The organism is Zooshikella ganghwensis DSM 15267 (genome assembly GCF_000428585.1).
Classification (GTDB): domain Bacteria; phylum Pseudomonadota; class Gammaproteobacteria; order Pseudomonadales; family Zooshikellaceae; genus Zooshikella; species Zooshikella ganghwensis.
In genome coordinates, this window is the sequence record NZ_AUAF01000004.1 from 1 (window position 1) to 14,269 (window position 14,269).

13 protein-coding genes and 1 pseudogene are annotated in these 14,269 nt (G+C 38.7%); 5 read left to right on the forward strand and 9 right to left on the reverse strand.

From position 1 onward, the window contains the following. Together F607_RS35945 and acs are read left to right on the forward strand one after the other, a co-directional pair. Positions 1-175 (forward strand): annotated as a pseudogene (locus tag F607_RS35945) (IS982 family transposase); the annotation flags it as partial. A gap of 268 nt (positions 176-443) precedes the next feature. After that, entirely contained in the window at positions 444-2,375 is a 1,932-nt protein-coding gene (gene acs, locus F607_RS0101590) for an acetate--CoA ligase (protein ID WP_027706633.1), read from the forward strand. Positions 2,376-2,423: 48 nt separating this feature from the next. On the opposite strand, the gene F607_RS0101595 is transcribed toward acs, so the two are convergent. Then, a complete protein-coding gene (locus tag F607_RS0101595; protein ID WP_027706634.1) occupies positions 2,424-2,993 on the reverse strand; it encodes a DUF4124 domain-containing protein in 570 nt (189 codons plus the stop codon). A 64-nt stretch (positions 2,994-3,057) separates the two neighbouring features. Then, the gene (locus tag F607_RS32445) at positions 3,058-3,585 is read right to left on the reverse strand and encodes a DUF805 domain-containing protein (RefSeq protein WP_051310685.1); all 528 of its coding nucleotides are present in this window, start codon (positions 3,583-3,585) and stop codon (positions 3,058-3,060) included. A 586-nt stretch (positions 3,586-4,171) separates the two neighbouring features. On the opposite strand from F607_RS32445, the gene F607_RS27710 reads away from it, so the two are divergent. Beyond that, on the forward strand, positions 4,172-5,389 hold the full coding sequence (locus tag F607_RS27710) for a GH3 family acyl-acid amido synthetase (RefSeq protein WP_051310687.1): 1,218 nt from the start codon (positions 4,172-4,174) through the stop codon (positions 5,387-5,389). 44 nt (positions 5,390-5,433) lie between these two features. On the opposite strand, the gene F607_RS0101610 is transcribed toward F607_RS27710, so the two are convergent. The 7 genes from F607_RS0101610 to F607_RS0101640 are packed head-to-tail and all read right to left on the reverse strand — an operon-like array spanning position 5,434 to position 10,500. Next, a complete protein-coding gene (locus F607_RS0101610) occupies positions 5,434-6,597 on the reverse strand; it encodes a glutathionylspermidine synthase family protein (protein ID WP_027706635.1) in 1,164 nt (387 codons plus the stop codon). Positions 6,598-6,649: 52 nt separating this feature from the next. Then, the gene (locus tag F607_RS0101615) at positions 6,650-7,255 is read right to left on the reverse strand and encodes a DUF1190 domain-containing protein (protein WP_027706636.1); all 606 of its coding nucleotides are present in this window, start codon (positions 7,253-7,255) and stop codon (positions 6,650-6,652) included. A gap of 16 nt (positions 7,256-7,271) precedes the next feature. Then, positions 7,272-7,682, reverse strand: a complete 411-nt coding sequence (locus tag F607_RS0101620; RefSeq protein WP_027706637.1) for a DUF350 domain-containing protein — start codon at positions 7,680-7,682, stop codon at positions 7,272-7,274. Positions 7,683-7,694: 12 nt separating this feature from the next. Beyond that, the gene (locus tag F607_RS0101625; protein WP_027706638.1) at positions 7,695-8,345 is read right to left on the reverse strand and encodes a YjfK family protein; all 651 of its coding nucleotides are present in this window, start codon (positions 8,343-8,345) and stop codon (positions 7,695-7,697) included. Then, positions 8,338-9,381, reverse strand: coding sequence for an ion channel (locus F607_RS0101630; RefSeq protein ID WP_027706639.1), 1,044 nt, complete (start codon positions 9,379-9,381; stop codon positions 8,338-8,340). Before F607_RS0101630 ends, F607_RS0101625 begins: the two co-directional genes overlap by 8 nt. A gap of 3 nt (positions 9,382-9,384) precedes the next feature. Further along, entirely contained in the window at positions 9,385-10,071 is a 687-nt protein-coding gene (locus tag F607_RS0101635) for a PspA/IM30 family protein (protein ID WP_027706640.1), read from the reverse strand. Positions 10,072-10,110: 39 nt separating this feature from the next. Beyond that, positions 10,111-10,500: a DUF2170 family protein gene (locus tag F607_RS0101640; protein ID WP_027706641.1), complete on the reverse strand. Its 390-nt coding sequence runs from the start codon at positions 10,498-10,500 to the stop codon at positions 10,111-10,113. An 879-nt stretch (positions 10,501-11,379) separates the two neighbouring features. On the opposite strand from F607_RS0101640, the gene F607_RS32450 reads away from it, so the two are divergent. Further along, on the forward strand, positions 11,380-13,530 hold the full coding sequence (locus F607_RS32450) for a trypsin-like peptidase domain-containing protein (protein ID WP_084611061.1): 2,151 nt from the start codon (positions 11,380-11,382) through the stop codon (positions 13,528-13,530). A gap of 166 nt (positions 13,531-13,696) precedes the next feature. Further along, positions 13,697-14,206, forward strand: a complete 510-nt coding sequence (locus F607_RS0101650) for a hypothetical protein (protein WP_027706642.1) — start codon at positions 13,697-13,699, stop codon at positions 14,204-14,206. The last annotated feature ends 63 nt before the right edge of the window (positions 14,207-14,269 follow it).

Below are 14,269 nucleotides of genomic sequence, written 5' to 3' on the forward strand. Positions count from 1 at the left end.
GGAGACAACGATTGGTCAGCTAGTAGAAAGGTTTAATATTCAGCGAACCAAAGGCAGAACACTATGGAGCTTGACTAATCGAATTACCCGCAAGCTATTATCACACAGTTTGTGTGTATTATTTAATAGGAACCAAGGCAATGCTCCTCTTCAGTTAGCTAAATTAATAGGCTAAAAAGTCGAGCATCGCGTTAAAATAGTATTAACAGAGCCACTTTTAATAAAAATAATACATAAAAAATATACCCATAACGAAGATTTTTTAGGGGGGCAGTTAAATGCTCCTGCATAAACTGCATTGCCACCCTCCCTAATGGCCAAGAGCACCAATCTCGATATCCTTTAGGGTAAGCACAATGGATAGTGCGCATAAAAATGATTCGTTAAGGGTATACGTCAAGCGATGTAAACCCTCGCCAAGGGGTTAACAACAAGGATACGACATGTTCAAAATAAAAAACCACGCGGTAAAGGAATCCTTTAAAACCGCATACATTACTGAACAGAACTATCAAGAACTGTACCAAGAATCAATCAACAATCCAGATGCTTTCTGGGCAGAACAAGCCAAAGTCCACCTGCATTGGTTTTCACCATGGGAAAAAGTTTATCAAGGAGACTTTGCGCAAGGCGACGTTGCTTGGTTTGTCGGTGGCAAGCTAAATGTTACCTATAACTGTATTGATCGCCACTTGCCAACCAAAGCCAATCAAACTGCGATTATTTGGGAAGCAGATGAACCAGGCCAGTCACTCATCATTACTTACCAGATGTTACATGATCACGTGTGTCGTATGGCTAATGTCTTAAAAGAACGGGGTGTTAAAAAAGGTGATCGGGTTTGTATTTATATGCCCATGATCCCTGAAGCCGCTTATGCCATGCTTGCCTGTGCCCGAATCGGTGCGATTCACTCTGTAGTGTTTGGTGGCTTTTCTCCAGAGTCTCTAAAAGAACGTATTTTAGATGCTGACTGCTCTGTTGTTATTACTGCTGATGAAGGTGTGCGTGGCGGTAAATTTATTCCCCTCAAACAAAATACCGATGCAGCCTTAGAGCATTGCCCCGATGTTCATTCAGTGATTGTTATAAAGCGCAATGGCGGAAACATTGCCTGGAAAGCGGGAAGAGACATTTGGTATCACGAACTTGCTGCAAAAGTAGCTTCCAGTTGCCCACCAGAAACAATGGATGCCGAAGACCCATTATTTATTCTTTATACATCGGGTTCAACAGGGAAGCCCAAAGGCGTTTTGCACACTACAGGTGGCTACCTGCTACAAGCAACCATGAGCTTTAAATATATCTTTGACTATCAGCCTGGGGAGGTATATTGGTGTACTGCTGATGTTGGCTGGGTAACGGGTCACTCTTATATCATTTATGGTCCCTTAGCCAATGGTGCAACTACCTTAATGTTTGAAGGTGTACCAACCTACCCAACTCCTGCACGCTGTTGGGAAGTGGTTGATAAACATAACGTTAATATTTTCTACACAGCCCCTACAGCCATTCGTGCACTTATGGCACAGGGGCGTGAGTTTGTCAGCAATACCTCTCGCAAATCCCTTAGACTGCTTGGCACTGTAGGGGAACCCATTAACCCTGAGGCCTGGGAATGGTATTACCATGTCGTTGGGGATGGACGCTGTCCTATAGTTGATACCTGGTGGCAAACGGAAACAGGTGCAATTTTAATTTCGCCATTCCCTGGTGCAAGCACTCTTAAACCAGGCTCTGCAACAAAACCTTTTTTCGGTGTAAAACCTGCACTGGTTGATAACAATGGTCAGCTGGTCGAAGGCCCTGGCTCAGGAAATTTAGTTATTACAGGGAGTTGGCCTAGCCAAATCAGAACGGTTTATGGCAATCATCAGCGTATGCTAGATACCTATTTTTCGACCTACCCTGGCTATTACTTTACAGGGGATGGTGCACGACGGGATGAAGATGGCGACTATTGGATCACCGGACGAGTTGATGATGTGCTCAATGTTTCAGGTCATCGTATGGGAACAGCTGAAGTGGAAAGTGCACTTGTGCTACATGATGCTGTTGCTGAAGCAGCCGTGGTTGGTTATCCCCATGAAATCAAAGGACAAGGAATTTATGCTTTTATCAGTCCAATGCATGATATTGAACCCAGCCCTCAGCTAGAAGCTGAGCTGCGTAGTTTTGTTACCAAAGAAATTGGTCCAATTGCCAAACCAGATATCTTGCACTGGACACCTGCTCTCCCCAAAACCCGCTCAGGTAAAATTATGCGGCGAATTTTACGAAAAATTGCGTGTAACGAATTTGACTCACTAGGAGATACCACAACCCTTGCCGATCCTAGCGTTATGGAGACGCTCATTAAAAATCGTCAAACTTAATCTCTCAACCATCATGGCACACATATTCCTGACGCTTAGGTATGTGTGCTATGAACAATGTTTTTGGTACAGTTTTCGCCACTCTTCTACTTTTTCAGCACGCTCTTTTTCGGTCATCGGAATTTGGTTACCATCTTTATCCACAAGTACTACAGGGCCTTCGAGAGATTTTAAGTTGTTCTTTAAACGCTTGCACTTTAACTGTTTACGTTCCTCTGTTTTAGCATTTTTTATCTGCTCTTCCAGCTGAATATCTTCTTGTACTTGCTTGTTTACTTCTTCCCGCCTTACAGACTCCATTCTATCCTCGTCCATATAGTTGAAATCATTATTTTTAACTCTGATATCAACTTTATCAGCCTTCTGCTCTGCATCGACTGGAGGTTTATCACTATAGTGAATGCGCCCCTGATCATCACGCCACTGATACATTTCAGCTTGAATTGAGAAGCTAGCCACTATTAACAGTACTGGCACCACTAACTGCTGAAAGCTTTTAGGCATTTTGTTACCCACTTGCCCTACTCCTTCACAAACAACCACATACTTGCTTTGTTTTGCCTGCTTATTCTTCTTAAAGTATGCTGGCTCCAACCCATATTGCCAAGTAAAAGTCATTTTGATTTCTAGCTCATATTAATGAGCTTTCAAACAGTCACTTTCAACCGGTTAAAGTGTTGTTTTATTGCATGCTTACTAACAAACCATAATAAACAAGTGTTCGACTTACTTTATAAATGAAAATTAGTGGTAGGGCTGAAAACATACCAAATATGATGTAGGTTCGAGGAGAGTTTGCCCGCGGTAAAGGCCCATACTGATTTAAATCACAAAAACCTGGCTTCGCTAGCAAAATATAGAAAATGTAAAGGTTATAACCAGGTATAAGTAAAGTCCAAACCCACCATCCAGATCGACCCAAGTCATGAAATCGCATCAGCGCAACAGGTAAAAGAAAAACTGCTACATAACCCGCGAAATAAGGCCAAACAAGATATAAATAAATTTCGACTAACTTACTGTACTGAGTATTTTTAGCTATGCTCGCCATATCCACTGCAATTAACACAGGCGCAATAATCAGCAAAAAATAGGTTGCAAACCGCAATCTACCTACGCGAGCAATTTGAAATCGCGTTGATGTAAGAGTATCAGACCGAGTTGCTGTCATTTGGTCTGACTCATCAGTTAATATGGGATCACAGCGCATCACTACTCATTCACTTACTCTAACGTATACCCTTCAGTCCTTTGCTTTCTTAACGCTACGTAGCAAGTGTATTCTATTCAGCAGTTCAAGAGAGATAATTGGCTAGCAAAACACAAAAAAAAGGCTATCCGATAAAGATAGCCAAACATCAACGCTAGGTTTAGGGAAGTAAATAATTACAGGAGGAGGTTTAAAACCAAATACTTTAACAATGATTCATCAAGTGAATGACTAATGGATCTCTCACAACCACCAGAAAAAGTATACGACAATTATAGTAAGTTAATCAGAGAAAACCGCTAACCAGTTCAAATTATTGGCATGCGTTATAACTAATATTAATAAAAAATTTATTGTTCAAAAAACATGCGTATATAGTTTTTTAACATTAGTCATAAGCTAGGTTTTAACAGGATTTGTCTCTCGCGAAGAAGAGTATAGTAGGTAATATGTTTGCTCTGTGCTTTACTTAACTTATAAAAAGCTCTCAACCTCTCACAAGATATGCTCTGTACTCAGCTTTAAGACACCGGAGTTCAAGTTTTTTTAGTCATGATTAAATTTTCAACCCATATTTAATTAGTTTATGCTCAAAACGGCTATAAATGCACTATGGTACCTTGGTAATATCCCAAACACTTATGTATTCAAAAAAGCAGCGCTTCATCCTGAGCGCACGCAGTCTACCAAGTTATTCCAGTACATCAAAAATAATGCATCTACTCAATTTGGCCAGCAACATAACTTTGAACACATAAAAACTTTCAGTGACTATCAGAAGTATGTTCCTATTAGGGGCTACAACGACTTTGAACCTTGGATACAAAAAGTAATTGAAGGGAAAACACATATCCTCACAATCGAAAGTGTACTTTGTTTAATGCCGACTAGTGGTGTAACTGGAGATATAAAACTCATTCCTTATACACAAGGACTCCAAAAAGAATTTAGTTTGGGTGTTGCACCATGGATCAACAACACTTTTAAGTTAAAACCAAATATTATGGGAGGATCATCCTATTGGTCTATTGCGCCTAGTTTAATAGAGTTTAATCAAAAATCAGCCGTTAAAATTGGGTATACAGAAAAAAGTAGCTATATAAGCAGTAAAATTCATGGACTCATAAACTCCGTTATTGCGGTGCCTAACTCTCTGATCAAGCTTCATTCTATAGACTCATTTAATTATCTGACATTACTTTACCTATTAGCCTGCAAAGATCTTCGTTTTGTTTCTGTCTGGCACCCGTACTATTTTTCTCAACTATTAAAACAACTAAAAAGCTACTGGCAGTTACTACTAAATGATCTTGCCACGGGTTCTATTTCATTAGATGAAAAACATGATATTAATGAGTATAAAATTGAGCCAATGCCAAAGCGTAGTGAGTTACTCGCAAAATTTACAGCTGACCAATACACTCGTATTTGGCCTGAGCTTTCCTTGATAAGCTGCTGGGGAGAAGAAAACAGTGTCTATGCTCTTAAAGATATAGCGAATAAATTCCCTCAAGCAGTTATCCAAGAAAAGGGGTTAATTGCTACAGAAGCCTTTATTTCTCTTCCTCTAGGCGTTAATCAAAATATTAAACCTATTAGTATAAACTCACATTTTTTTGAGTTTATTAATGATAAAGGGCAATCCAAGCTAGTTCATGAACTACGACTAGGAGAAGAGTATAACTTGGTAGTCAGCACCGCTGGTGGTTTATATCGTTATTTCCTGCAAGATCGCATAAAAGTAGTAGATTTTTTCCTCAACTTACCCTGCCTTAAGTTTATTGGGAAACCATCTATAGACTGATCTTCATTTTCCAACAAGGATGGTTTATGCCTAAAAAAATAAAATCAACTTAAAATAATATGCGGTAAATAACGAGATAAGTCTTGAGTGACCAATGAACTATCTTCTCGTACTGAAATACCTGCAGGCTCTTCATTAATAAGCCATGAGCCAATGAGTGTATAGCTTTCACCAAATTTTGGTAATGGGTAATAGGCTTGAATTATTTTTCCCTCTTCACCATAAGGCCCATCAATAAAGGTTGTCTGTTGACCATTTTGATAAACTTCAACGTTGCTACCTTCTCGAGAAAATATAGGCTTTATAACATAGTCCTGTAAATCAATATTTTTATCATCTTCAAAATAGCTAGGTAATAAGTTCGGGTGATTAGGGAATAAACGCCAAAGCATAGGTAGTAATGCTTTATTCGATAAAATAGCCTTCCAAGGCGGCTCTAGCCATGCTGTTTTATTATTCAGTAAATAGGGTGCATATTCTTCCCTTAACATGAATTCCCATGGATAGAGTTTAAACATCCAACGTACCGCATGGTCCTCAAGGTCAGTAAAGTCACCTTCATCAGAAAGACCAATATCTTCTACATAAACAAAAAAAGTATCAATACCTGCTTGTTCTGCACAGTCTTGTAAATATTGTACCGTCCCTCGATCCTCATCAGTATCTTTACTGCAAGAAAAAAATAAAGGAGAACCTGCACGCTCTTTTGCTAGCTGAACAAATCGGGTTATGAGTTTTTCCTGCAAAGAATTAAACTGATCTGATTGACGTGGTAGTTTCCCTTTGTTTACACACTCTTCTAACCATAACCATTGCCAAAATCCCGTTTCATATAAACTGGTAGGAGTATCTGCATTATTTTCATACAGTTTTGCTTCGCTTTTTCCATTATAAGCAAAGTCCAACCTAGAATATAAACAGGCATCTTTTCGTTGCCAGGAGGAAGCCACAAAATCCCAATGTGTTTCTGGAATGCAAAAACGCTCCATTAGCTCTTCTGAGCGAATGACTTTATCCACTACGGCAAGGCACATCTCATGAATTTCTGCAGTAGGGTCTTCTATGTCTTGCTCAATCTGTCGTAATGTAAATTGATAATAAGCAGTTTCATCCCAATAAGGTTCACCATACATGGTATGAAATTTAAAGCCAAACTCTTCTGCTCTTTTACGCCAATCGGCTCGTTCTTTTATTGGAATCCGTAACATAATAATACAACCATTAAGCTTGTGTTACTTCTTATTTGGGCAGGGTTGGAGTCTAACCGCCCCAACCACCACTAGAGGATGAACGCGAACTCCAAGAAGATGTAGCTTTTGCTTTGGACCCAAAACCACCACGACTAATTGTCCGTGTCACTTTAGGCGGTTCTTTTTTAAATGAGTCTTTTGAAACATAAACACTTTTATTGTATCGACTACCATAGGTACGACCATCAGTCGTCATCCAGTGGTCTCGAATATCAGAATATGGTGAATACGATGTAATTAAAGGCCGGCTGTAGCGAAAGTCTATATCTCTATCATTATCAAGTGCTTTTGCCAGAACAAAACCGGCCATTAAGGGAATCCAATTATCACTTTTAGAGTGTTGAATACACTGCCCATAACCAAATTCATACTCACAGTCAGCTAAACCTGCATACTGTGGAGCCGTTTTATATAACGACTTTAATGCTTTCTGGTAGGCAAACTCACACTGAGATTCATAATTCGGGTTGGCGGACTTACATTCATCTAAAGATCGATAAACCACTGCATTAGGCTGATCCGAACAACCTACTAATAAACTTGTACCAAGTCCAATGCTGCCAAAGGTCGTAACCTTGCGCATTACCTCTAAATTAATAAAACGAGTGCGTTTCATGCTTCCTGCCTCCTTTTTAATAAGTCATGCAGGCAGCGTTTAAAATACCTATTGCGATAGACACGCCCCCAAGCACAATACCTGCAGATACTTCAGCTTTTTCAATACGAGAAGCAATTAACGGCATAAATAGACGAACAATTAAATAAGCCAGTACTTGTGTGATTAAAGCTACAACAGCCCACACAATAAAATCAACATAATTGACTGAGTTTTTGGCGGCACTACCCAACGCAATGGCATAACCTATTAACGTTCCTGTTAAAGCAATGGCGGCAGCTGAATTATTACTCTTAACCAATGCCCACTCATCATAAGGCGTAATCATCGTGTAAATAAATTTAAACGCGAATAACGCAATAACCGAGCTGATAAAATAAAGCGCAAAGCCCCCCAGCCCCTGAATGGAGGTCAAAATCATATCCATGTTTGGTTCCCCTTAACCAATAATTTCAATGTCAGATGAGGTGAGATTAATACCAACAGATTCCACTAAACAACGATCATATTGATTATCAATAATTTTTTCTTCAGCAGAAACTAACAAAAATTCAAACAAATTATCGTCAACCTCTCGCTCATACAACATTATAAATTGATCAGTAATAGAGGTTGAGCCATCTTGCATATAAGTCTTTTCTGTCATTGCCACAGGCGGAGACGTTTCACCTACCTCCTCCCACACTCGTTTGAATGTATTGTTCTCTAACAAATAGGTAGGTTGGCTGACATGCTCATCAAGCACTTTATCCCATTGACTTTGTGAAGAAATACCTTGTGTATTATGGAAAAAAAATAATTTCACATCATCAATATGATTCTCAGTTAAACCACCTTTGCAGACAATTTGTAAAAAACCATCGTCATCTGTATAAAATCGTAATAATGTCGTACTTTCATCCAGTTTAACTTCACCGACAGCCTGGATTAACTGATTTCGATGAGCATTGGCAAACGTCAGCTTCTCTTCAATTAAACGTAATTTAAGATCATTTAACTGGAAAGAGCCACTGATATTTAAGCCCATGATTTCTGGTGCTTTAACTGCTGCAGGCTCTTCTTTTTTCTTTTTCTTGAAGAAATCAAACATGACTCAACGTCTCCCAGCTAATCTGCAAAATTCTTTTTTCAGCAATATAGTAAACGCGATTACCTGGTAACACTTGATGATCTAAAGCTGGGTTGACCAAAAGCTGACCATCTTGCTCAATACCAATTGCTGTTGCATTATGCTTTTCTTTAAAAACATGAAATATCTTGCTAAACGCAATAGCAGTGCATTCCTTAGGATAAGTAGCGGAATACTGAGTCATACCATGGGCTACACTTAGAAGTTGGTGATGAAGCTGACTTGATCCTGGGTCCATTGCTGATTTAACCATTAATTCAGTAGCAATAGAGGGCATACATTCCGCACGAGGGCAATGCAGCTTAAGTAGTTCACTCAGCTGCTCTTCTTGAAAGTAAGCAATTAAGTTAGCGCGCGTATTTATTTTGGCACAGTACAATGCCGTCGTCAGTGTTGTGTCATCAGCTTCTGTATCTACAATGATAATATCAGCATCAACAACACACGCTCTTTCCAGTTCCTTACTATTGCTAAAACTTTCAACTTGAACAAAATGGATTGCGTCAGGCATTGGGTTTTCCATGACTTTATCCACACACAACACTACTTGCCTTTGTAAGTTCTGCTGAGTTTCTCGTAATAACAACGTCAAAAGATGTGCTGTTCGCTGTCCCCGCCAACCAATAACGAGAATGTGATTATTCATACTTAATGCTCTCAGTCCATTCATGCCTTTTTGCCATTGGTTAAGTACAAGTGCAGCTACTTTGCCTGCCGACATGGCAAACATACTCAACCCAAAAGGAATAACAAAAATAGCGGTAAACAACTGACCACCAGGTGTTACAGGGGAAAAGTCACCATACCCGACAGTTGATGCTGTCACTAATAACCAGTAAAAGAATATGGATAAATCAGTTATTGCGGTTTCATGAAAAAGAGTGAGTCCTATCCATGTGACCAATACATAAACAGAGAGGGTTAATAATAACCCTCGTACTGTCATTTGAATCACATGATTAGCAAAGAAGCTTTTTAGTCTTTGTAAAATGATCATTGATTACTGTTTTTTTGCTTTCAACCGCTCCAGGACACTTTGCGCGCTTTGGTTTTCCATAATACCTGCTGCTTTGAGTCTTTCTTGTAAGCCTCGTCCGTCTTCCTCAGCAGCAAGATCATTGGCCGCATCAATTTCTGCAGCGCGTTGCTTCTGCTTCTCTTGAATTCGCTGCAACGACTCTGCAGCCGTTTTCATCTTTGAGTTAGCCCCCAAGTGACGAGAAGAAACGGCTTCTTGTGCTTTATGTAACGAAGCTGTCGCTTTTATATTGTCTACCTGAGTCTGCATCTGTCGTAGTTTCAATTTAGCATCTTTTATGGATGCTTTCAGTGACCTAACCGAATTATTTAACTGGTCAAGCATACCTTGCTCTGTCGCCAGACTGCCTTCAAACTCAGCAATTTTTTCAGCGATTTCAACCGCCAAGGCTTCATCACCTTTTTCCATTGCTTGCATTGCATAATTCTCATGCTCAGCAATCGAGGCTTTTAGCTCTTTCGTTTTTTGGTCAGCCAGCTTTTGTTTCGCTAAAATAGTGGTTAGTGACTCTTCTGACTTACGTAACTGATCTTTTGCTTCTCTCATTTCCTGATCAAGAATTCGCAAGGCTTGGCTATCTGCAACTGTTTCAGCCACCTCATTTGCGCCACCTTTAATTGCAGTAAATAACTTTTTCCAAACACTCATGACGACAACCTCAATTAAATAAATTCGTAGATTTAGTTACTATTTTAAGAAGTGCTCGTAACTTTCTAGCATGCCTTCAACATTGGTAAACAACAGTTCAATCTCTAATACAATGCTATCCACTTTAGAGCTGGCAGATAATGCACCAAATGCCGAGTAATACTGTTCACCATTAATCGTTTCAAGCGAAATAGTTGTCAATGGAAACAGTTTATGTGTTTCAAGTATCGTTTTATTTAATTCATTAGTGTCATTAACTTGTGCTGCTGGAAATAAAAGTGATTCAACTAATATTTGTTCGCCACTTACTGTCAAAAAAGCTTCAATTTCTTCTTCGTTTTTAACTTTTATGACATCTTCTTCCTGAGTAACGTCCCAACGAGGGTCTTCAGCAAGTAGCTTTTGTACTTCATTTAATGTCCATGCCATTCTTAAACTCCTAATCAATAAACTAAAAATAAATTAAGGAATATCTACACGCAACAACGTTAGCTGAAAAGGATAGCATTCATATTAAGCTCTACGCATTAGAAGTAGAGTGTCATTTGAGTATGCATACTGACATGACCGACATATTATGTCAATCACCATTAGTCGCAGCCATTCAAAATCCTGTCAGCCTAGTTATCTAGCACAATAGCATCACTCTCCTTGCACAATATCAGAACTACCGCCCCAAAAGGTTGGGGGTAATATGACAGTATTGACCAACAACCCTTAGAAAAGTTTTGAACAATAAAGGCAATCAGACACCAAGGCTCTAACACTATTAAATGAGCACTCATGGTATTTTCCGGCGACTATGGTCAATAGCAGACAAAAGCAAGATTCCCCACATTAAACAGTTTGCCACAAAGATACGAGCAACTAAGTTTCCAACGGATGGTATGTAGCCTGCTCGGGGTTTACCATGCCCACTTTTAATGTAGTGGTCTTTACCATTTGATGATGCAGCTTGTACCTTTAAAACAGCTTTTGAGAATATAACGCGTCTTCACAAATCAGACGCCTGCACTCAAAACCTCTGTTTAGTTATAAAAGCAAAGGTAATTACCCAAACTAAAAGAGTTAATGTGGATGGTAAACGGATAGAGATAAATTTGTTTTTTTTATTCACTTTAAATATTGGCTGAGCATATTATCTAAAACCATTATTAGCAATGTCTGCCAGCATCAAGTGAACTCAAATGTCTTCATGAAATCAATGTTTTTAGCCAGCAAATAAAGTTTTTCTGTTATAAGTATTAAATATATAACTGCTCTTTGAGTGCACCAACATGATGAGTAATACTTACAATAGCACCAACAATGTATGATTTTAGACTGATATACACATACCTAAGGCATTGTGCGTGGTGCATTCGATTCGTAATTTTAACCTATATTATTACCAGCACAGCCTATGCAGGTGTCTACAAATGGGTGGATGATCAAGGAAATATCCATTTTTCGGACTCCCATCCTGAAGCATCAAGTGCTGATCAAGGCTTTGAGACAGTAAAACCTAATAAACCACACTCAAGATTACCACAAGTCAAAGTTGCTTATCCAAAAGCTTATAATAAAAATATTCCAGCCTCACCACTAGCAGTTACACCATTAAAAGCGGAACTACCCGATGCCCAATATGGTGAAATTTCTGTTGGCACTCAATGGGCAGGGTATCAGTGTGATAAAAAAGTAGGGAAGCTCGTCTGGAAAGTTGGTAACACCTATTTAGCTGATGAATCAGCATTAAAAATGATTCAAAACACGCTTACCAAAAATAATTATAAAGTCGCAGATAACCTTGAAACACGTTTTATGTTAATAAGCAAACTAAAAAAAATTATCGTTGACACATGTGATAACTATGATGAAGGCACTTCAAAAAGCGATGTTTATCTCAAAATAGAATGGTCAGTTTTTGATTCCTTGTATAGAAAAAAGCAAATCTCTATAGATACTGATGGTGCAAGCTATGCCTCTTCATATGGCAATACAAATCAAAACACTTCTCAAGCTATTCTTTCTGCAATCCAAGTTTCCTTTGACAACTTTCTCTCAGATCAACGCGTAGCAGACTCTGTTGCGATTAATATCAAATTACTGGACACTCCCAATAAATTCGAACTAATTAAAATACCTTTGCGTTACCCAGAAGAACAACTCACATTTAAACAACGCAGTGCCATCATAAAAAAAACTGCAGCTACTATACGCAATGTTTCTGGACATGGCAGTGGTGTGCTTATCAGCTCACAAGGACATATTTTGACCAATGCACATGTAATTTCTGAAGGAAACCAGTTTTTGGTTTTCTTAAATAACGAAGAGTATGTTGCTCAACTATTAAGAAAAGATGTGAAGCGAGATGTAGCATTATTACAAACCACAACAGCTCCTGATATACAAGCAACCGTTATTAGCCAAACACTACCTGATGTGGGAGATACAATTTATGTAGTTGGCTCTCCCCTCTCAGAGTCACTTAAGTATACCGTAACCAGTGGTATCATATCCGCTCAACGAGAGCGTAAAGGACTTAGTTACTATCAAACAGATACTGTTATTCATCCAGGAAACTCTGGTGGGCCAGTTTACAACAAACAAGGTGAGCTAATTGCGATTAGCGTTTCTGGTCTCATCAGCGCTGCAGGTACATCAATGGGAATAAATTACCTTATCCCCGTTAATGATGCACTGGCAACCTTAGGTATTATTCAAGGAACTGCACCAGAAAAAACCGCAACGCAAACAACTAACGAAGAAGGTCAAGCGAAATCAGCATTTGGTTTTAAAACAACCCACATAACTAAACAAAAAAACACCTTATCAACCGGTAGCTTCTCCCAAAAGCCCACAGAACCTGGGGCCTCAACAAATACAGCTAACTCAGCAAATAATTTTAGAACCAATGAAGATAAAGCATTTGACCTTTACCAAAGTGCACTGAATGCTAAAGCAAATAGAGAGTTTCAACGTGCAATCCACTTGTTGCAGCAAGCTTTAGATGCTGCAACAATTAAACAAAAGCAGGTTATTTTCGATGAACTCCATATCGATACACCTTATGCTTATGCTCAATACCTCATCCAGCAGCGAGATATAGACGAAGTAAATACCATCATCAACAGAATGAAACAGTACGTCTCTCAAACAAGAAATCGTATAGCTAACTTAAAAAAAATTGAGCAATTAGAAACCACTTTACAGCACTTAAGTTCAGCTGAGCAAGCAAATATGAAAGCTAACCTAACTCCTGTAAAAATCTATATTATTGAAACATATTTAACGACTGGTCAGGCACCCCAAAATTTGCAAGAAATGAAAACTTTTTTTATGACGAATTTTAGAAGTGACATAACTTCTAAATTTAAAGTTTCAAACTATGAGCGCCAAGGTAGATCTATTCGTATTATTTTTGAAGATTATTCGGAAAATAAAACAACACTTAGCTTTACGCTTCCTTCCCAATGAAGCTAACTTAACAGACTAGCTCCACTAAAAATCCTTCACTATGAGTATAGATAGTTTATTCCCATAAAAAACTGCAGAAAAAATTCCCTCTTCTTTTGCTCTTTTAGTTCATTTAATTTCAACTCTCTCCTCAAAAGTACCTTACTAAAGAAAAGAGCACATACTGATGAACACAGATATTGATTATGCTAATAGAACTCACTCCACTTGTATTGATACAACATTTAAGACAACACCAATTTTAACCCTTGTAAACTGCACATCTTATCTACCACTTCACATGTCATTACGACATATTTTATTACCACAAGGTATGGCTTTGGCTAAAACACCTCGCTTGGTTGTCCCAAGTGGAGAAACAATTGAAACTTATATCGTTTCCAACAACGAATCCAAGGTTCAGTTTTCCTTAAGTCATGTTGTATATGACTATCCAACTGGCCACAAAACCATTGTTTTTATAAGTTACGAGTGGCAACCCACATCAGGTGAACGACTTGATGTTCAGTATGATATATGGAAAGGCACAAGCCGAATTGTCACAGAGAAAAGACGTGTACAAAAAAATTATGTAGTCGATATGTATAATGACAATTATAACTTACGTGTATTGACGATTATGTCTGTAGACCAGATTGCTGTCACCCTTGCGCCATGGGATAAAAGCTGGCGATGAAATATCATGTATAAAAAAAGAGCAGATTTCTGCTCTTTTTTTAGGGTAGTGCTGCAAGAGTAT